Annotated in this window: 20 protein-coding genes and 1 pseudogene; 4 read left to right on the forward strand and 17 right to left on the reverse strand. The window is 50.3% G+C overall.

Going from position 1 to position 20,351, the window contains the following annotated elements; genetic code table 11:
* The 15 genes from MPL1_RS12415 to MPL1_RS12485 all read right to left on the reverse strand — a co-directional run.
* The coding region (locus MPL1_RS12415; RefSeq protein WP_009727484.1) for a protein phosphatase CheZ at positions 1-780 on the reverse strand (780 nt) is incomplete at its 3' end.
* An 8-nt stretch (positions 781-788) separates the two neighbouring features.
* Positions 789-1,175 carry a chemotaxis response regulator CheY gene (gene cheY, locus MPL1_RS12420; protein ID WP_009727485.1) on the reverse strand — a complete coding sequence of 129 codons (387 nt, stop codon included), beginning with the start codon at positions 1,173-1,175 and terminating at the stop codon, positions 789-791.
* A gap of 28 nt (positions 1,176-1,203) precedes the next feature.
* Entirely contained in the window at positions 1,204-1,917 is a 714-nt protein-coding gene (locus tag MPL1_RS12425; RefSeq protein WP_009727486.1) for an RNA polymerase sigma factor FliA, read from the reverse strand.
* Positions 1,918-1,933: 16 nt separating this feature from the next.
* A complete protein-coding gene (locus MPL1_RS12430; RefSeq protein WP_009727487.1) occupies positions 1,934-2,806 on the reverse strand; it encodes a MinD/ParA family protein in 873 nt (290 codons plus the stop codon).
* On the reverse strand, positions 2,799-3,989 hold the full coding sequence (flhF, locus tag MPL1_RS12435) for a flagellar biosynthesis protein FlhF (protein ID WP_009727488.1): 1,191 nt from the start codon (positions 3,987-3,989) through the stop codon (positions 2,799-2,801). Before flhF ends, MPL1_RS12430 begins: the two co-directional genes overlap by 8 nt.
* Before the next feature lie 16 nt (positions 3,990-4,005).
* Positions 4,006-6,093 (reverse strand): flagellar biosynthesis protein FlhA, encoded by a 2,088-nt coding sequence (gene flhA / locus MPL1_RS12440; protein WP_009727489.1) that lies wholly within the window; start codon positions 6,091-6,093, stop codon positions 4,006-4,008.
* Between the two features lie 6 nt (positions 6,094-6,099).
* Complete coding sequence (gene flhB, locus MPL1_RS12445) at positions 6,100-7,236, reverse strand: flagellar biosynthesis protein FlhB (RefSeq protein ID WP_009727490.1); 1,137 nt, start codon at positions 7,234-7,236, stop codon at positions 6,100-6,102.
* Positions 7,229-8,011 carry a flagellar biosynthetic protein FliR gene (gene fliR, locus MPL1_RS12450; protein ID WP_009727491.1) on the reverse strand — a complete coding sequence of 261 codons (783 nt, stop codon included), beginning with the start codon at positions 8,009-8,011 and terminating at the stop codon, positions 7,229-7,231. Before fliR ends, flhB begins: the two co-directional genes overlap by 8 nt.
* Before the next feature lies 1 nt (position 8,012).
* Complete coding sequence (gene fliQ, locus MPL1_RS12455) at positions 8,013-8,282, reverse strand: flagellar biosynthesis protein FliQ (RefSeq protein WP_009727492.1); 270 nt, start codon at positions 8,280-8,282, stop codon at positions 8,013-8,015.
* Positions 8,283-8,284: 2 nt separating this feature from the next.
* A complete protein-coding gene (gene fliP / locus MPL1_RS12460) occupies positions 8,285-9,019 on the reverse strand; it encodes a flagellar type III secretion system pore protein FliP (protein WP_009727493.1) in 735 nt (244 codons plus the stop codon).
* Positions 9,016-9,507 (reverse strand): flagellar biosynthetic protein FliO, encoded by a 492-nt coding sequence (gene fliO, locus MPL1_RS12465; protein WP_235045590.1) that lies wholly within the window; start codon positions 9,505-9,507, stop codon positions 9,016-9,018. Before fliO ends, fliP begins: the two co-directional genes overlap by 4 nt.
* Entirely contained in the window at positions 9,467-9,931 is a 465-nt protein-coding gene (fliN, locus tag MPL1_RS12470; protein ID WP_009727495.1) for a flagellar motor switch protein FliN, read from the reverse strand. The genes fliO and fliN overlap by 41 nt, the downstream gene beginning before the upstream one ends.
* Positions 9,928-10,953, reverse strand: a complete 1,026-nt coding sequence (gene fliM, locus MPL1_RS12475) for a flagellar motor switch protein FliM (RefSeq protein ID WP_009727496.1) — start codon at positions 10,951-10,953, stop codon at positions 9,928-9,930. The genes fliN and fliM overlap by 4 nt, the downstream gene beginning before the upstream one ends.
* A 2-nt stretch (positions 10,954-10,955) precedes the next feature.
* A complete protein-coding gene (locus MPL1_RS12480; protein ID WP_009727497.1) occupies positions 10,956-11,444 on the reverse strand; it encodes a flagellar basal body-associated FliL family protein in 489 nt (162 codons plus the stop codon).
* Between the two features lie 52 nt (positions 11,445-11,496).
* Positions 11,497-11,907, reverse strand: coding sequence for a flagellar basal body-associated FliL family protein (locus tag MPL1_RS12485; protein ID WP_009727498.1), 411 nt, complete (start codon positions 11,905-11,907; stop codon positions 11,497-11,499).
* A gap of 88 nt (positions 11,908-11,995) precedes the next feature.
* On the opposite strand from MPL1_RS12485, the gene asd reads away from it, so the two are divergent.
* A complete protein-coding gene (asd, locus tag MPL1_RS12490; protein ID WP_009727499.1) occupies positions 11,996-12,883 on the forward strand; it encodes an archaetidylserine decarboxylase in 888 nt (295 codons plus the stop codon).
* 86 nt (positions 12,884-12,969) lie between these two features.
* On the opposite strand, the gene zwf is transcribed toward asd, so the two are convergent.
* Positions 12,970-14,439, reverse strand: coding sequence for a glucose-6-phosphate dehydrogenase (gene zwf / locus MPL1_RS12495; protein WP_009727500.1), 1,470 nt, complete (start codon positions 14,437-14,439; stop codon positions 12,970-12,972).
* Positions 14,440-14,517: 78 nt separating this feature from the next.
* On the opposite strand from zwf, the gene glgA reads away from it, so the two are divergent.
* The 3 genes and pseudogenes from glgA to MPL1_RS14405 all read left to right on the forward strand — a co-directional run bounded on the left by glgA (position 14,518) and on the right by MPL1_RS14405 (position 18,846).
* Positions 14,518-15,981 (forward strand): glycogen synthase GlgA, encoded by a 1,464-nt coding sequence (gene glgA, locus MPL1_RS12500; protein ID WP_009727501.1) that lies wholly within the window; start codon positions 14,518-14,520, stop codon positions 15,979-15,981.
* Positions 15,982-15,983: 2 nt separating this feature from the next.
* Positions 15,984-18,143: pseudogene (locus tag MPL1_RS12505) on the forward strand (phosphoenolpyruvate carboxylase); the annotation flags it as partial.
* 121 nt (positions 18,144-18,264) lie between these two features.
* Positions 18,265-18,846, forward strand: a complete 582-nt coding sequence (locus tag MPL1_RS14405; protein ID WP_327036653.1) for a phosphoenolpyruvate carboxylase — start codon at positions 18,265-18,267, stop codon at positions 18,844-18,846.
* An 8-nt stretch (positions 18,847-18,854) separates the two neighbouring features.
* Here the strand turns inward: MPL1_RS14405 and MPL1_RS12510 are convergent, their stop codons facing one another.
* Positions 18,855-20,090, reverse strand: a complete 1,236-nt coding sequence (locus MPL1_RS12510; RefSeq protein WP_009727502.1) for a DEAD/DEAH box helicase — start codon at positions 20,088-20,090, stop codon at positions 18,855-18,857.
* Positions 20,091-20,351 lie beyond the last annotated feature (261 nt).

Here is a 20,351-nt window from a genome sequence, read left to right on the forward strand (position 1 = left end):
CTGCAGAATTTCATCGTCTGTGTCTAACGCCATGGCGATTTCCTCTAGACCGAGACTCGACAGCAAGTCATCAACATCATCCTGGTTGTTCATCACATTGGGGTTATCTTTGGCGTTAATTTGTGGGCCTTCAGCCTTGATTGGATTGTGGTCTTTTTTTCGTTCAGCATTCAGCTCAGCATGCTGACCGGCGACTTTGACCAGTCTCACCAGATTGTCTTCCACTTCTTCAACCAGACTGATCACTTGCTTGAGAACCTGTCCGGTCAAGTCCTGAAAGCCTTGAGCCAGCGTCATTTCAGACAGATTCTGATGAATACTGTCAGCATGAGCTTTGACCACAGGCAAATACGCTTCGATTTCCCGACTCAGCGTCCGAAATTCCTCGGCGCTCATTTCTCTCATGCGAAATCGATGCCAACTCTTGTCAATTAAGTCAGCGTTGTGTTTCAGCTCATTGGCCAGTGGTAGTGTTTGATCGATATAGCCCAGTGTTTTGTGAGCAGCTTCTTCGGTGGTTTGAATGACGTAGTTAAGACGGTCGCGGGTGTTGGGCATATCATTCTGGGTCAAGTCGACCAGGCGAGGATCGACATTGAAGTTGCTTAATGCCTCGTGAAGTTCACGTGTCATCTTGCCTATTTCCTGAAACAGCTCGCTCTCACGAGCAATACTCAGTATACCTAGCTGACTTTGAATTTGAGCCGCATCATCCTGTTCTATGGCAGTGACCAGTGCCTTTGCTGCATCCAGTTGAGCATTTTTGTCGATATGTTCCATGACGGCCTCTATTGCGCTTGCTGCGCATTGATTCGTTCAAAGATTTTTTCGATTTTCTCTTTCAATGTGGCGGCGGTGAAAGGTTTCACGATATAACCATTGACGCCTGCCTGAGCGGCTTCGATGATTTGTTCGCGTTTGGTTTCGGCGGTGACCATCAACACCGGTAGCGTAGACAGTTTTTCGTCTGCGCGAACGGTTTTCAGCAAGTCTATGCCTTGCATGCCTGGCATATTCCAGTCAGTGACCAGAAAGTCGATAGTGCCGGTTTTCAGAATCGGCAGGGCAGTCAATCCGTCATCTGCTTCAACGGTATTGTTGAAACCAAGATCTCTCAGTAGATTCTTGATAATCCGTCGCATTGTGGAAAAGTCATCCACAATCAGGATTTTCATGTTCTTGTCCAATGTAAACCTCCCATGGTCAACTTAACCAGTCTTTTAATTTAGCGCGAAGCCGAATAACGGTCTGGCTGTGAATCTGACTGATTCTTGACTCACTCACGCCCAGTACTTCGCCGATTTCTTTAAGATTCAACTCTTCATTATAGTACAGGCTCATCACTAACCGTTCTCGTTCTGGCAGGCCATCAATAGCTTGAGCCAGAGCTTGCTGAAACGTTGTACTTTCCACATCTTCATCGGGTTGCACCGGAATACTGCTGATGGGCTGCGCTGATGATTCATCATTGTCACTGAAATCAGACAGGCTGAAGATTTGATGACCCGCCGCCTCGTGCAGTTGCTGGTGATACTCTTCCAGACTGATGCCCAGGGCCTGGGCGATTTCGGTATCCTGCGCATTGCGGCCATTCTGCTGTTCCAGCGAGTGGATGACTTCAGCAATTTCGCGTGCTTTGCGATGAACCGAGCGGGGTGCCCAATCATTGCGTCGAATTTCATCGAGCATGGCACCGCGAATACGAATACCAGCATAAGTTTCAAAGCTGGCACCCTGCGAAGCGTTATATTGCTGGGCCGCATCAAGCAGGCCAATCATGCCTGCCTGAATCAAATCATCGACATCGACGGTATGTGGTAAACGTGCAATCAGATGATAGGCAATGCGTTTGACCAGCCCCGCATGTTGCTGTATCAGCTCGTTTTGCGTTAATCCGATTGACTGTGTGGTATACATGGATACCCCATTCATCTCATGCAGATTCCAGGCTGGCCTGAATCAAGCGTTCGACAAAAAACTCCATATGGCCACGCGGTTGCTTAAGCACCGGCCAGTGCTCGATCTTCTTGGCTAAGTGCATAAACGCCATTGCAGATTTGCTGCGTGGGATGAATTCAACCACCGAACGTTGTTTTTTGACGGCACGGCGTAAATCTTCGTCGAAAGGCACAATGCCCATGAAATCCAGCGTCACATCAAGGAAACGGTCACAAACCAGCGCAATCTTGTCGAATAGTTCTCGACCTTCCTGAACACTGCGGCACATATTGGCAATAATATGAAAGCGTTCAACCTTGTGATCCCGGCTCAGTAATTTGATCAACGCGTAAGCATCGGTGATGGAGGCCGGTTCATCACAGACCACCACAATCACTTCCTGCGCCGCACGGGTGAAACTGACTACGCTGTCGGCGATGCCTGCGGCACTGTCGATAAGCAGCACGTCGATATGCTGTTCAAGTTCACTGAAAGCCTGAATCATTCCGGCATGTTCTGCAGGACTCAATTCAGCCATTCGCTGCACACCGGAGGTCGCGGGGATTATTTTCAGCCCGGATGGACCTTCTACCATGATTTCACGAAGGGATTTCGAGCCTTCCAGGACATTCAGAAGATTGTATTGTGGATGCAGACCCAGCATCACATCGATGTTGGCAAGTCCCAGATCAGCATCCAAAAGCACGACTTCCTTGCCTTGGCTGGCCAGTGCCACGCCAAGATTGACGGTTACATTGGTTTTGCCGACGCCCCCCTTACCACTGGCAATCGCAATGACTTTTACCGGTCGTGGAGGGTGCGTCAGTTTTCGAAGACCAGCAGCCTGATCCTGGGGTGTTTCAGCCATAGGCGGCAAAGCCTCCGTAACCGGACATGAAGGGTTCTTCCGGTTGTTGTTCGTTGTTGAGCAGTTCACTAGCCTGATGGACCAGTGTGTTGGGTCGTGCCAGGCTCAGATCTTCAGGCACTTGTTGACCATGTCCAGTGTAGGCGAGCGGCAGTCGGTGTTGAATCAATGCGGAGATTGCTGCTCCGAGACTACTGGCTTCGTCGATTTTGGTCATGATGCAAGCATGCAGCTCCAAGTGTGAGAATGCTTTGATAATATCATTGATGGCCGCTGCCTGAGTGGTTGCTGACAATGTCAGCAGTGTTTTGATACGGGGCGATTGCTGTTGCAGTAATGCAAACTTTTGGGCCAAATGCATATCTCTTGGATTCATTCCCGCAGTATCTATCAGGATAAAGCGACGATCAAGCAAGTCATTCAGCGCATCTGACAGTTCGTCATGCGTTCTGGCGACGCGCACAGGGACACCCAGTATGCGAGCATAACTGCGCAATTGTTCCTGTCCACCAATGCGATAGCAGTCGGTGGTGATCAAGGCTACATTGCGTGCACCGTGTTTCAAGGCGCAGCGAGCGGCCAGCTTGGCGATGGTGGTGGTTTTGCCAACACCTGTCGGACCGACCAGAGCGAAGATACCACCTGTGCTGATAATGTCATCGTTTTGTATATCAATCTGAGCAGCCAGTTTGCCCAGAGATTGACGCCATGCAACTTCCAGGTCCTCAACAGGGTTGGTTGTCAGTTGACGCGCCAACTGCATATCAACGCCCATGCGAAGATAGCGCTGAATCAGTTCCATCTGCGTCGGGCTCTGTCTGGCAAGGTCTTTCCAGGTCAGATCCGATAACTGGTTTTGTAACATATCTCTCAAACCTGCAATTTCCTTGCGCATCTGAACCAGTGTAGGTTCCTGTGACCAGATGTTTTCTTTGAGAGGAGCTGTGGTTCTTGGCGGTTCGGCAGGATTGATCTCGACCGTGGGCTGTTCTCTTCGTGATTGATAGTCTGCCGCCTGAGCATGTTGACGAAACTGTGATTCATCGTAATCTGTGGCGGCAACGATTTCTATTCCGCCATCCACCCGCGTGTTGGACAGAATGACCGCATCAGGGCCCAGAACCTCTCTGACTTCTCGGATTGCCTGACGGACATCAGCAGCCTGGAAACGTTTGATTTTCATGTTTCAATCCTCAATTCTAACGACCCACATTGGCAACAATTCTGATTTGCTTGTCGTCGGGTATTTCGTTGTATGACAACACATGCAATCCCGGTATGGCATGTCTGATAAAGCGAGCTATCCAGGATCTCAGGCCAGCCTGTACGACCAGAATGGCGGCTTCACCCGACATTTCCTGACGTTGAGTAGCCTCCTGAAGATTTCGGTGCATATTTTCGGCCAATCCTGGTTCAAGACTGGCGCCACCTTCACCTGACGCTTGCAGTGTTTTTAGCAATATCTGTTCCAGCTCAGGGTCAAGCGTGATGATAGGCATATCCGGTTGAGTGCCATTGATATGCTGGACAATGGAGTGACTCAGTGCCATTCGAGTCGCTGCAGTGATGGCTTCAGGGTCAGGGTTGCGGACGGCCTGTTCGGAAATCGCTTCGGTGATGGTGCGGATATCACGGATAGGAATATTTTCCACCAGCAGGTTTTGCAGAACTTTCTGTACAGTGCCCAGGGGTACAAGATCAGGCACCAGTCCCTCAACCAGCTTGGGCGCGACTTTGGCCAGGTTATCGAGAAGATGCTGTACTTCCTCACGGCCCAGCAGATCATGTGCATAATTCTGCAAAATTTTGCTTAAGTGCGTGGCAATGACGGTGTCGACATCCACCACGGTATAGCCTTGAGCCTGGGCATTTTCACGCTGGCTTGGTTCAATCCACACGGCATCCAGACCAAAAGCGGGATCTTTGCCCTGTATACCATTCAGTTCACCAAACACTTGACCGGGATTAATCGCCATCATTCTGTCGGGGTAGACCTCCGCCTGACCGAACGTGACACCAAACAAAGTGATCTGATAAGCGGTAGGAGCGAGGTCCAGATTGTCACGGATATGCACTGGCGGGATCAAAAACCCCATTTCCTGAGAGATTTTTTTGCGTATGCCTTTGATTCTGTTCATCAACTGCCCGCCCTGGTTTTTATCTACCAGCGGTATCAATCGATAGCCAACTTCCAGACCTACTGGATCAACAGGACTCAAGTCATCCCAACTTAATTCTTTTTGCTCACGAGGTGAGGCTGCGGCTGGCGCCGTGGCTGCTGCAACTTCGGCTTCAGTGGCGGCTTTTTGACGTTGATGCATCAGCCAGGCTCCGCCTCCGCCAGCCCCTGCAAGCAGCAGAAATGGCAGATTGGGCATGCCGGGAATCAAGCCCATGCCGCCCACGATGCCGGAGGTGAGTGCCAGTGTTTTGGGGTTACTGAATAATTGACCGACAATTTGCTCACCCATGTCTTGTTCTTTGGTTGAGCGCGTGATCAATAAGCCTGCTGCTGAAGCCAGCAACAGCGATGGAATCTGAGCGACCAGACCATCACCAATGGTCAGCAAAGTGTAGTTATGTGCGGCCTGGGCAAAGGTCAGATCATGTTGAACAACACCGATAATGAAGCCACCGATGATATTAATCAGCAGGATCAAAATACCGGCAATGGCATCGCCACGGACAAATTTACTGGCACCATCCATAGAGCCATAGAAGTCTGATTCCTGCATGATTTCATCACGCCGCAGTCGAGCTTCATCCTGAGTAATCAAACCGGCATTCAGATCTGCGTCAATAGCCATTTGCTTACCAGGCATGGAGTCAAGCGTGAAGCGAGCACTGACTTCCGCGATACGGGTCGCACCCTTGGTGACCACCACAAAGTTGATAATGACCAGAATGGCAAACACAACAAAACCGACGGTGTAGTTTCCGCCGATAACAAATTCACCAAAGGATTCAATGACCTGGCCTGCTGCTGCAGTACCGGTGTGTCCCTCAAGCAGAACGATACGGGTCGAGGCGACGTTCAAGGCCAGACGCAGCAATGTCGCGATCAGCAGGATGCTGGGAAACGCGGCAAAATGCAGCGGTTTCATCACGTAGATGCTGGCAAGCACGATGGTCAGGGACAATGCGATGTTAAAGCTGAACAACATGTCCAGCATAAATGGAGGCAGAGGTACCACCACCATGGCCAGCAAGGCAACAACAAGCATGGGCGTGGCTATGTGGCCGTTCAATACTTTCTTGAAACGGCCAATAACAGCATTGTTTTCCATCTACGCTCAGTCTCTTTTCAGTTCATCAGGTATTGGCAATTGCTCGGTATCCAGTTTCGGTTTGTTGCCACCCCGAGTGTGGTAGCGACGAAGCTGAAATACAAATGCCAGTACCTGGGCTACTGCAATATATAGACCAGATGGAATTTCCTGACCGATTTCGGTGCTGTAATAAACAGCCCGGGTAAGCGGAGGTGCTGATACCACGGGCACTTGATGCTGATCCGCAATCAGCCTGATTTGTTGTGCTACCAGATCAGCGCCTTTGGCGACCAGGACTGGAGCACCGTTTTTTGACTGATCATAGCGAAGCGCGACGGCGTAATGTGTCGGGTTGGTAATGACTACATCGGCATTGGGCACGTCCTGCATCATGCGCTGTTGTGATAGCTGAATTTGCATTCTGCGAATCCGGCCTTTCACTTCCGGACTACCGTCGGTCTCCTTATGCTCATCTTTGACTTCTTGCTTGGTCATGCGTAACTGTCTGATGTGATTCCATTTCTGGAAGGGCACATCAATCATTGCAATGAGAATCAAGCTGGAACAAATCAGTAGAAATACCCAGAGGATTAGCGATGCCAGCTCGGTCATCGCGACATTTACTTCCTGCTTGCCAAGCGTCAATAATTGGGCGCGCAGCCCCCATAAAATAAAGGTGGCGATACCGCCCACCAGCAGGAATTTTCCCAGCGCCTTGGCCAGCTCGATCAGGCCCTGTGGTCCGAAAATTCGCTTCAAGCCTTTGATTGGGTCCAGCTTTTCAGGTTTGGGAGCCATTGCCTGGCCAGAAAAATTCCAGCCGCCCATCAAGGCGGGAGCTGCCAAGGCCGCAATAAGCGTTACCGCCAGAAATATCCCCAGATCAAATGCCACGATACTGACACCCAACCACAACTGATTGACCAACATGCCGGTGTCAAAAATCAGGCTGCGACTGAAACTGAAAGAAACCTGCATCACTTCAGTCAGACTGCGAAGTAACCGCTCACCCATAAACATCATGGCAACGGCACTGGCAATTAAAACCACCACTGTGGTCAGTTCACGTGATCGGGGAACCTGGCCCTTTTGCTTCGCGTCATCAAGACGCTTGGCGGAGGGCTGTTCCGTTTTTTCCTGACCGCTGTTTTCTTCAGCCATCGTTTTGCACCAGTAATCTGGCCATTTGCAGCATTTCGTCGGACATGCTGACCAGATGGCCTGCGACATTGGGCAGTGTCACCAGGATGATGGCGAAGCCCAGAATGATGGTCATAGGGAAACCAATGGAAAAAGGACTGATTTGTGGTGCTGCCCGGGACAAAATACCAAAGGCAAGATTGACCATCATCAAAGAGCCAATCGCTGGCAAGGCCACAATAATGGCTGCGGCATACATCCAACTAGCCAGCGAGGCCACATCACGAAAAGATTCAATCGCAATGCCGCTACTTGCAACCGGCATCACCGTGAAACTCTCGTGTAATACCATGAGTAGTATCAGATGACCGTCAATCGCCAGAAACAGCAAGCTGACAAAGATCAGATAAAACTGACTGATCACCGGTACGGTCATGCCGTTTTGTGGATCAATCATGGAGGCAAAGCCCAAGCCCATCTGCATCGCGATAATTTGTCCGCCGATAATGAAAGCGTTAAACATCATCTGCAACATGAAGCCCATGCAAAAACCAATCAGCAGTTGTTGTGCGACCAGTAGTACACCCTCACTACTCCATGGTGTGACGCTGGGTACCGGTGTGTTGATGGTTGGCACCATGACCATGCTGATAGCAATAGCTATCAACAAGCGGCTGCGTACATTGACGAAGTTACTACTGAAAATAGGGGCAGCGGTGACCAGGCCGGCAATACGAAAAAATGGCCAGAGATAGCTGCCAATCAAGCCGGTAATTTCAGCCAGTGACAGCGTCATGTCAGCCGATCAGAAATGGAATATCTTCGAACAAACGAAGGGTGTAACTGATCACCAGGTTGAGCATCCACGGTCCGGCCATCATCAGCACCAGAATAGTGATCAAAAGCTTGGGTATAAAAGTCAGTGTTTGCTCATTGATGGAGGTGGCGGCCTGAAACATGCTGACCAACAAGCCAATGAACAGAGCAGGCAGCAGGATTAAAGCGATCAGGATGGTGATCACCTCAAGGGTTTGTTGCATCACAGTAAGGACAGTTTCAGGCGTCATGACTAGATATAAAAACTCGAGGCCAGTGTGCCCATCAGCAGCGCCCAGCCATCAATTAACACAAACAACATCAGTTTGAACGGCAAGGAAATCAACATGGGCGACAACATCATCATGCCCATTGCCATCAGTACTGATGCAACGACCAGATCAATAATCAAAAACGGAATGAAGATCAGAAAACCTATCTGAAAAGCGGTTTTCAATTCACTGGTGACAAAGGCCGGCAGTAATAGACTGAATGGAACATCATCCGCGCTTTGTAAATCCTCATAACCGCCGATTTCTGCAAACAGTGCCAGATCACTTTCTCGTGTTTGTGCCAGCATGAAATCACGAAATGGCTCACTGACCTGTTCAACCGCCTGAGTTGCCGAGACTTCCCCATCCAGATAGGGGCGGACACCATTGTCATAGGCCGCACTAAACACCGGATGCATGATGAATATGGTCAAAAACAGCGCCAGGCCAATCAGGATCTGATTGGACGGGGTCGACTGAACCCCCATGGCCTGACGTAATATCGCCAGCACAATAATGATTCGTGTGAATGAGGTCATCATCATCAGGGCGGCCGGCAACAGCGTTAATACGGTCATTAACGCCAGGATTTGCAAGGTCAGTGAATAACTTTGCTGGCCGTCTTCGCCGGTGGTGATGGTCAGTGCCGGGATACCAGTTTCGGCCATGGCGGGTACGGGCAGCAACAATGGCAGCAACAACATTAAACGAATCATGATGAGGCCTTTTGTTGTTGCATGATCTTGCGAAGTCGCTCGGCAAAGCCAGACTCAGCGGTCGGATCAGACGCAGTGTCCAAAGGTTTATCCAGCACCAGCAGGGTATTGATTTGTTGTGGACTGATGCCAAGCATCACCTGCTGCTGACCGACCTGAACCACAACGGCACGTTCACGCGGCCCAAGCGAAAGCGAGGCTACAACGCGCATCTGCCCATTGCCCATTCCGTAAAAATGACTGCTCCGACGGAGCAAGAAAGCCATCAGCGCAATCACGCCCAATACCAGAAACAGCCCCATCAGGGTCTGCAGCAGACTGGCCGCTGACAACGGGCTGCTGGTCATTTGTCTGACAGGTTCAGATTTGGCGACTGTTTCGGCTGCCTGTGTTAGCGCAGGTATCAGTAAAAAAACCGATGAGATGAGGCTGATAATGCGTTTCATCTCATCGTAACTTCTTGATGCGTTCAGCAGCGCTGATGACATCGGTCAAGCGAATGCCAAACTTGTCATTGACTACGACCACCTCGCCATGGGCAATCAGTGTGTCGTTGACCAGTACGTCCATCGGTTCGCCGGCCAGTCTATCCAGCTCGACCACTGAGCCCTGACTCAACTGCAGCAGGTTGCGGATATTGATTTTGGTGCGACCTATCTCCATTGAGATGGTGACAGGGATATCCAGCACCATGTCCAAATCCACATCGCTGCGTGGTTTGGAATCATCATCAAGCTTGGCAACCGGTGCAGGATTCGCCTGACTTTGTGTGCTTTGCTCGGACTCCGCCTGTTCTGCCAGGGCTTCAGCCCATGGATCAGCATCAGATTCGTTGTCAGGGGTTTGTTCTTCGAGAGCAGCGGCCCATTCATCGGCCAGTGCCTGATCGTCTTGTTTAGTATCTTCGCTCATTGTTTCTTGGCCTTTGCTTTTAACTGATAGTTGGGAGTTGTGTCCTTGGGATGTTCGATAACACTGACGATTTTCAGAGCCGCCTTATCGTTGTGTTCACCAAAAGTGGCTCTGAACATGGGGACCTTCTCTACCATTGCCGTGACGTTCTTGGGCATATCGATTGGAATGATGTCACCCACTTTGAGATCTCTAACCTGCCGCAGCGTCAATTGTTTCTCGGCAAGTACTGCCGACATTTCAACATCTGCCTGCATAATCTCTTCACGCATCGATCGACCCCATCTGCCATCATCAGCACTACGATCGCTTTGCAGACCGGTATCCAGCAACTCACGGATGGGTTCCAGCATTGAATAGGGCAAGGTGACATGCAGAGCGCCACCACCACCGTCCAGTTCGATGTGGAAAGTGGAGATCACTACCACCTCACTGGGGCTGACAATATTGGCAAACTGCGGGTTGACTTCATGACTGACAAATTCGAAGTTGACGGGCATCACGGGCGACCATGCTTCGGTCAAGTCGCGGAAACATAATTGCAACACCATGTGAATGACACGTAATTCGGTGGCGGTGAATTCACGACCCTCAATACGCGCTTGAAAGCGACCTTCGCCGCCAAAATAGTTGTCCAGCAGTGTGAACACCAGTTTAGGTTCGAATACCACAAGCCCGGTGCCGCGCAGAGGATGCAGATGAATCAGGTTGAGGCTGGTGGGCACAAATAGCGTGTGAACGTATTCAGAAAACTTCATTACCTGGACACCGCCGACTGAAATTTCGGCTGAGCGACGCAGCATGTTGAACAGATTAATGCGAAGATAACGGCCAAAACGTTCGTTGATCATTTCCAGCGTTGGCATTCGGCCACGAATGATTCGCTCTTCGTTGCCAAAATCATATTGTCTGGGAGCGCTGTTATCGGTAGTCGACTGTTCTTTGGTTTCCAGCTCACCGTCACCCAGCCCATTGAGCAGGGCATCAACTTCATCCTGGGAGAGTATGTCGTGAACAGCCATGGTTATTGCATGATGAGGCTGGTGAACAGTACGGCTTCGACACCATCCTGTATGCCAGACTCAGTCCGGAGAAATTCGTTAATCAGCTCAAGCGATGATTGTTGCAGCGCCTGAGTCCCTTGCGTTGTGTTCAGATCGTCATAATTTTGACTGTAGAACAGCAGCAACAGCTCGTGTTGCAGAGCCGGTTCGTGGTGAACAAAAGCATCAATCACTTTTTGATCACGTGTCATGACTTTCATTCGGATTTGCAGGTACCTGACAGCACTGTCGCTCTGGTCGGCAAAATTGACAATAAAGGGACTGTCTATGCTGTGATAGATAGCTGGACCTCGCACTGGCGTTGTCTCTGCGTCACTATCACCCGATAGCAGGAAGTAGCCCGCGCCGACGGCTACCAGCAGCAGAACCACCGCTGCGATCACGATCAGCATTAAGCGTGATTTCTTTTTGGGTTCTACCAGTTCAATATCGTCTTTTTGTTCAGCCATGTGTCATGTGCTTCCATGAAGTTGTTAAGTGAGTAGCAATTAATGTGCCTGTTTATTGCCAGATAAAGCTGGGGAAGTAGACCTGATCGATGTTGTCGCGGCCCAGCTCTTGCTGAATAATGTTGCGAACAACGGCCAGTGCCTCGGCCTGAAGTTGTTGCCTGCCCTCGACAGAACTTACCGTGTCCATGCTTTGTTCGGAAAACAAAACACGCAAGCCGTCCTGAATCATCGGCTGGTTTTGTTCGACAGCTTGGATGACACGGGCATCATCCGACCGGATCGCCACACGAATCTGCAAATAGCGGGCTCGCTGAGAGCTTTGTCGAAGGAAGTTAATAGTGAACGGTTCTTCGAGTGTGAAATAAATCGCCGAACTGGGGTTGGCGTGAGCAAAATGACTGGTGGACAGCATCAGTAACAAGCAGACAATACTGGTAAACAGGCGCAGTTGCAGATTCATTGCTTGGTATACTCCGTGATTTTGTATTGGCAGATGGCGCGTCACCAGATTATGACAAGCTTGCCCATCGGGTAAAAGGGGAGATGACTTGAATAAACCACAGAAGCAGGATGAGACCAACGAAGCGTCAGGCTCGGATCGTTTGCTGACATTGCCTCAGTATCTGATTCCCCAGCACTTTTTGTCTGTCATCATGCACCGGTTGACGCAATCAAAACGGCCTTGGCTCAAGCAGCGATTAATTCGCTTTGTGGCCAGTAAATATCAGGTCAACATGGCTGAAGCGGCAAATCCGGATCTCAACAGCTATCCCAGTTTCAATGCTTTTTTTACCCGGAGTCTGAAATCTGGCAGTCGCCCGCTGGAGGGTGATAACTCAGTTTTGGCGTCGCCTGTTGACGGAGTCATTAGTCAGCTGGGTGCCATCACGAACGATCAACTGATACAGGCCAAGGGGCGCCATTATCGGCTTAATGATCTGTTGGCGGGTGATGAAGCTTTGAGTCAGCAGTTCAGTGAAGGGCAGTTTGCAACCATTTATCTGTCACCACGTGACTATCACCGAATTCATATGCCACTGTCGGGTCGTTTGCTGCAGATGACGTATATCCCTGGCAAATTATTCTCAGTCAACCCGCGCACTGTGCGCGCGGTGCCGGATTTGTTTGCCAGAAATGAAAGACTGGTGACGGTGTTTGAGACGGCAGAGGGGCCAATGGTGCTGATTCTGGTGGGAGCAATATTTGTTGGCAGTATGGAAACCGTCTGGAGCGGCCAGATAACGCCGCCATACGGCCGCAGTATCAGACAATGGCATTACGACAAGGACCATCTTGTTCAGCTTGAAAAAGGTCAGGAAATGGGTCGCTTCAATATGGGATCAACGGTGATTATTCTGCTGCCGAAACAGGCAAAAAGCTTTGCCTCAAAATGGCAAGCTGGCACAGCGGTGAAAATGGGCCAGGCACTCACCTGAGCTAACAGGACCAACAAAATACCTGGGCATATACAAAAAACCCGCAGTCAATGCTGCGGGTTTTTTTGTGGAATGAATTAACCGACTTACAGGTTATTACGCCAGACGTGGCAGGGATCATCCATCAGTGTCGAGACAGCATCGGGGCCCCAGGTGCCAGCAGGGTAGGTATGAACAAAGTCTTTATCCTGTGCCCATTTTTCCAGAATCGGGTCGACCGCTTTCCAGGCCAGATTGACTTCGTCAGAGCGCAGGAACAATGAACGATCGCCCTGAATAGCATCCAAGATCAAGGCTTCATAGGCATCAAGTTTGTGTTTTTTGTCTTCTGACTCAACGGTTTCCAGTGCGACGGTGTGTGCCTTGATTTCCAGCCCTGGTTGCTTGGCTTGTAACTCAATACGCAGGGTGTTATCTGGTTGAAGCCCCATGACAATCCAGTTGGCGTGACTGTCGCCAATTTTGGTGTCCTTGAACAATTCAAGTGGCGGCTTTTTGAAGCGAATGGCGATCATGGCTTTCGATTCTGGCATGCATTTACCCGTGCGCAGATAGAAAGGAACACCACGCCAGCGCCAGTTATCGATGTAGATTTTCATCGCGGCATACGTTTCTGTGACGCTGTCTTTAGGCACTTCTTCGTCTTCAAGATAGCCAGGGATCTTCTGGCCATTCACTTCGCCGGCAGAATACTGACCACGGAAAGCATGTTGATCCACCATGTCAGAAGTAATCGGGCGAATTGATTTCAGTACTTTGACTTTTTCGTCACGCAGCGACTCGTCATCCAGATCGGCAGGGGGTTCCATGGCAACCAGGGCCATGACTTGCAGCAGGTGACTTTGGATCATGTCACGCAGAGCGCCGGAGCCGTCGTAGTAACCAGCACGTCCACCCACACCTTGTTGTTCAGCGTGTGTGATCTGCACATGGTCTATGTATTTGTGATTCCAGAGTGGTTCCAGCAACAGGTTGGCAAAGCGGAATACAAAGATATTCTGCACGGTGCCTTTGCCCAGGTAGTGATCGATCCGGTAGGTTTGTTGCTCGGTAAAGTTCTTACGCAGAATCTGCTCAAGTTGTTCAGCACTTTTCTGGTCATAACCAAACGGTTTTTCCACCACCAGATGACGCCAGCCATCTTGTTCGTTGTTGAGACCGACTGCAGCCAGCTGATCGCCCACCACACCAAACAGTGAGGGACTGATCGACAGGTAGAACACGATATTGCTTGAAAAACTGTTCTCAGGTTTTTTCAGCAAGTCAGCCATTGCCTTGTAATCTTCAGGGGTGTTGATGTCATGCTTGAAGAAGCTGACCCGGGCCAGAAATCTTTCCAGTGTTGCGGCGTCTACACCGCCACGTGCTTTGTCTGACACATATTCGGTCACTTGTTCGAGCCACTCGGCTTGTGGCATTTCTCTACGGCCGAGGCAGATGATTTTTGTGTCTGCAGTGAGACGCTGCTCGGCATCCAGATGATACAGCGCGGGTAACAGTTTCTTTTTAGACAGGTCGCCAGTGGCACCAAAGATAATAATTGTGCAGGTTTGCATGTTTTCTCCCGTAGCAGGCTGTGGCTCAGCCCGTGACCAGATATAATTGTCGGATTGTACAATTTTTGGGAGGGTCTCGTGGGAAAAATTCTGTTTGCCAGCAGTGAGGTGCATCCACTGATGAAATCGGGCGGCCTGGCAGATGTTTCTGCTAGCTTGCCGATTGCGCTGCATCAAAACGGCGAAGATATCAGAATCCTGATGCCTGCCTATCGCCAAACTCTGGCACAGATCGATGATGCAAAAGAAGTGGCATCACTTAAACTGGATGGTTATCACCAGCCGGTGACCCTGTTGGAGACACGCTTACCGGATACCAATGTGGTGTTGTGGCTACTGCAATCACCTCATCATTTTGACCGTGATGGTGGCCCTTACAGTCAGCCAGATGGCCGTGACTGGCATGATAACGCGGCGCGATTTGCACTACTTTCCAGAACCATTGTTGCAATCGCTTGCAATGAAGCGGGACTGAACTGGCAACCGGATATCGTTCATTGTAACGATTGGCAAACCGGCTTGGCACCCGCCTTGTTGAGCCAACGAGAGCATCGGCCAAAAACCGTATTTACTATTCACAACCTTGCCTATCAGGGCTTGTTTTCCAGAGAAACCTTTGAAGCGCTGGATCTTCCAGAAGCGCTCTGGCAGATGGATGGTCTTGAGTTTTATGGATTACTGTCATTTATGAAAGGCGGCTTAATGTTTGCCGATCACATCACCACGGTCAGCCCAACCTATGCCCAGGAAATTTGCCATTATGAATTTGGCTATGGCCTTGAAGGATTGTTGAAATTACGCGCAGAACAAGGTCGGCTGACAGGAATTTTGAACGGTATTGATACTCAGCAATGGCATCCCGGTAAAGATCCGTATCTGAGCAAAAACTACAGCAGCGCGACCTTGCGCAACAAAAGCGTTAACAAGTCTGCTTTGCAACAACGCATGTATCTGCCGGAACGAGCAGAAACGCTGTTGGTCGGACTGATCAGTCGTCTGGTACCACAAAAAGGCATTGATCTCTCGATAGCGGCGATAAATACTCTGTTGAGCAACGGTGCAGATATTCAACTGGTTTGTCTTGGCAGTGGAGAACCGGGTTTTGAGCAGGAACTGCGCGTGCTGCGCGCAAGGTATCCTGACAAGGTTGCTGTCAATATCGGTTATGACGAAGCCCTGTCACACCAGATCGAAGCCGGGGTAGATGTATTTTTAATGCCTTCTCGTTTTGAACCGTGTGGTCTCAACCAGATGTACAGTCTTCGCTATGGCAGCTTGCCAGTGGTTCGCCGTACCGGTGGTCTGGCAGATACCGTTGTGGATGCCAGTGAAGATAACCTTAAGGATTCAACCGCCACCGGCTTTGTCTTTGAGCAGGCCAGTGTGGAATCACTGACAGAAACCTTGCAACGTGTTCTGGAGTTGTATCAGCATCCGCGAAAATGGCGACGCATGATGCTCACTGCGATGGCGCAGGATTTTAGCTGGCACATCAGTGCACAGGCTTATCAAAGTCTTTACCAAACACTCAACGGAAATTGATTATGACTTCAAGTCAGACACTTCGGGCCGTTTCAGTGTTCGATACGGTTGCGTCTTTGCCATTACTGAATGACAAGGATCTGCGCACGCATGTTCGTTTTCTGGTCAATCTGCTTGGTGAGGTGATTGAGGAACGTTCGGGAACTCGTCTGTTCCAGACAATAGAAACCTTACGCAAAGGCTTTATCAGACTGCGTAAGGAGCATGACCCCTTGCTCAAAGAGCAGCTGATCTCCGTCATCAAGCAACTGGATGACGATACCTTGCGCGATGTGATTCGCGCCTTCAGTATCTATTTCAGCCTGGTCAACACGGCTGAAGAAGCCTTCCATCATCATAACCGCCAGATACAGCTCAGAAATGGTGGCGATTTATGGAGTGGTTCATATCTTGACACGCTCCGACTTTTAAAAAGTGAGGGCGTGACGCTTGAGCAGTTACAGCAATTGCTCAATACCCTGAATTTTATGCCAGTGTTTACGGCGCATCCGACCGAATCCAAACGACGTACAGTAATGGAGATTCTGCGTCGCGTGTTTTTGCTGGATGCGCAATTGACCAATAACCCGCTGACGGCTTTTGACGAAGCGCGAATTCGTGCCGAACTCAAGCGTCAGATCCAGCTTTTGTGGGTGACGGATGAAGTGCGCCCGATCAAACCCAGTGTGCGTGACGAAGTCAAAAACGGCCTGTATTACTTCAATGTCAGTTTGTTTGATGCGGTCCCCAGATGTTATCGAAATCTTGGCAATGCCATTCGCAGAGTCTATGCCGATGAGTTGGACGCCAACCCGCACTTTCAGATTCCACAGTTCATCAGATTCGGTTCCTGGATAGGCGGTGATCGCGATGGCAATCCATTTGTCACCGCTGAAACAACTGAAATGGCGATTATGCTGCAGCAGCGAACCGTGCTGCGACGCTATTTGGATGATGTCACTAAATTGATGTTCTTGCTGACACAATCTGAACCGTTATCGGAGATCAGCGAGGCTTTGGCTGCCGATATTTCGGCCTGTGAGCAGCGTTTTAGCGATGCTTTTGCGACCAATCAGCAGCGATTTGTCAGCGAACCCTACCGACGCAAACTCTACATGATGCGTTTCAGGTTGGAAGACAACCTGCGCTTGATGCAGCAGTATTTCAAACCAGAACAGCATGTCGAATCATTGGGTGTTGCTTATCAGAACGAAGCCGAGTTCTTGGCCGATCTGCAACTGATTCATGACTCAATGCATCATCATGGCGACGCAGACTTGGCCGCTGCAGAATTGACCGATTTACTTCGTCTGGTCGAGACTTTTGGCTTTTGTCTTTATCAACTCGATATTCGTCAGGAATCCAATCGCCACAGTGCCACGGTTGCCGAACTGTTACAGGCAGGCGGACTGAGCGACAATTATTTGCAACTGGATGAATCGGCAAGACAAGCGTTGCTGAGTGATTACTTGCGCTCACAACAGCGCGTCGCAATCGATTCATCGGCGCTGACCGCTGAAACACGTGAAACCATAGCCGTGTTTGAATTGATGGCCCGTATGCAGCGGGATGTCAGTCCACGTGTGTTTGGAAGTTATGTGATTTCCATGACCCACGAGGCCAGTCATATTCTGGAAGTACTCTGGTTGGCTCAGCAGTCCGGGCTTGCTGGCTATGATGAGGGGCAGGCGTTTTGTCAGTTACGTGTTGCACCGCTGTTTGAAACCATTGACGACCTGATGCGGATTGAACCGGTGATGACTGCATTGTTGGAAAACCCGGTTTATCGAGAGATGCTGGGAGCTTCCGGAGATTTGCAGGAAGTTATGCTGGGCTACTCTGACTCGTGTAAGGATGGCGGCATTCTGGCATCCGGCTGGAATCTGTTTCTGGCACAGCGCACCATCAGTACTCTGGCGCGTCAGCATGGAATTCAATGTCGTATGTTCCACGGACGTGGCGGGACCATTGGCCGTGGTGGTGGTCCAACCCATGACGCGATTCTGGCTCAACCCGCAGGTTCGGTACATGGTCAGATCAAGTTCACAGAGCAGGGTGAGGTGCTGTCATTCAAATACGGTAATACCGAAACTGCCGCTTATGAGCTGGGAATGGGCATCAGTGCCTTGATCAAAGCCAGCCGTGGTCTGGTGACTGAACGTCCGGTGGTCAATGATGAATATATGTCGATCATGCAGTCATTGGCAGAGACCGGAGAGCAGACCTATAGGCAGCTGACAGAGCCAAACCCCCGGTTTTCTCGACTTCTTTTACGAAGCCTGTCCGGTCGGCGAAATCAGCATGATGAATATTGGTTCGCGGCCTTCCCACCGCAAAGCCGGGGATCGATCAATAAAATCCGTCAGAGCGATAGGCTGGGTTTTTGCCTGGGCGCAGTCACGTTTTACATTGCCCGCCTGGTATGGCATCGGAACCGCATTATCGCGTTGGGTGGAAGAGCAACCAGAGCGCCTGGTGCAACTGCAACAAATGTACCGTGACTGGCCGTTCTTTCGTGCCTTGCTCAGTAATACTCAGATGTCATTATCCAAAGCCGATATGGGCATTGCCGCCAATTATGCGGAGTTATGTCAGCAAAGACTGACTACGGGACATGTGTATGCGCTGATCTTCAGCGAATATCAGCAAACGGTTCGGCAGGTGTTATCACTGGTTGAATCTGATGTGCTGATCAGTGAAAACCCGGTTTTGGCATTGTCACTGCGTCGCCGGCAACCTTATCTTGATCCGCTGAATCATATTCAGTTGATGTTGATTAAACGTTATCGCGAGTCGATAGATGATGCCGAACAGGTATCGCGTTGGCAGGATCCGCTGATGCGCACCATCAGTGCTATCTCAGCCGGTATGCGAAATACCGGCTGATTTCAGCGTCAGTCTTGCGGGGTATCCGTGGCTGGTGGCTGTCTTAACGCTTTGCTGACATAGCGTGTTTTGGTTTCGCGTTTTTTCATCAGCGCGCGATTGGCTTTGCCTTTAGCCGCCAGACCTTTGAGCTTACGAATGGGCAGCTGTGCCTGCATGTGAAACTCAATACGCTCGAGGTTTTGGTGGTCATGTGGCTCTACCAGATTGATGGCAGTGCCATGCTGTTCGCCACGTCCAGTTCGACCCACCCGGTGAATGTAGGTATCACCGCGATAGGGGATATCGTAGTTGATGACATGGCTGACATCGGGCAGATCCAGTCCGCGTGCTGCGACATCGGTGGCGACGGTGATCTTGATTTGACCTTCGCGAAATTTACGAATGCGCTGTCTGCGTTGAGCCAGATCAAAATCACCATGCAATACCTGGGCTGACAGGTTTTGTGATTGCAGCCACTCGGTCAATTCTTCTGCACGTTCACGTTTGTTACAGAACACCAGGGCACGCTGACACTCCGCTGACTTGAGCACCGTGGTCAGTAACAACTGCTTGTGTTCATGATTGTCGGCCAGATAAACATAATGACTAATCCGATCGGTCTGCGCATTGGCCGCATGCAGCTGGATGTGCTCTGGATCTTTGAGCACATTGTCGGCAAACAGCTTGATGCCATGGCCAGAGAGTGTTGCTGAGAAAAGGCAGCATTGAAAGCGATGTTCAATGCTTGCAAGTGACATCATCACATCAGGACCTTGTCCCATATCCAGCATCCGGTCAGCTTCGTCGATCACCACCAGTTCAATCTGCTGAAGATCCACGGCTTTATTTTCGACCATGCTCAGCAAACGACCCGGAGTGGCAATCAGCACATCACATGACTGATTGAGCAAATCGTGCTGACGTCCGACATTAATGCCGCCGGTCAACATCACGACTTTAGGTCTGATCTCGCGGCCCAACAACTCGATCACATGCTGGATTTGATGGGCCAGCTCTCTGGTTGGCGCCAATATCAGCACGCTGGCCGCTGACGATTCAGACTTCTCATCAAGCAGACGCTGCAAGATGGGTAAAACAAACGCGGCGGTTTTTCCGGTGCCGGTGGCGGCACCCGCCAGCACATCTCTGCCAGCAAATATTGGTGGAATCGCTGCGGCTTGAATAGGGGTGGGTGTGACATAACCTGCACCAGTCACGGCTTTGAGCAGTATGTCGTCTAGGAATAAATCATCAAAAGTCATTGTGGAATCACATCAAGGTCGCCGTTACAGCGAGAATTTCAGAGGCGGATAATCAGAAAAATCATAACAGTGCAGAGGCAAAAAATCTCTGTTTTTCAACCTGCCCTGACCTTGACCGAACTCAATGAGGCTCAGGCATAAAGTACCAGCAGACTGCCCATCACCATCACCAGACAAGCCATCATTCGGCTGCGAAAATGTGCTTCGCGGAAGATTCTGGCCCCCAGAAATACTTGCAACACCATGCTTAGCTGAAACAGG

The organism is Methylophaga lonarensis MPL, from assembly GCF_000349205.1.
Lineage (GTDB): Bacteria > Pseudomonadota > Gammaproteobacteria > Nitrosococcales > Methylophagaceae > Methylophaga > Methylophaga lonarensis.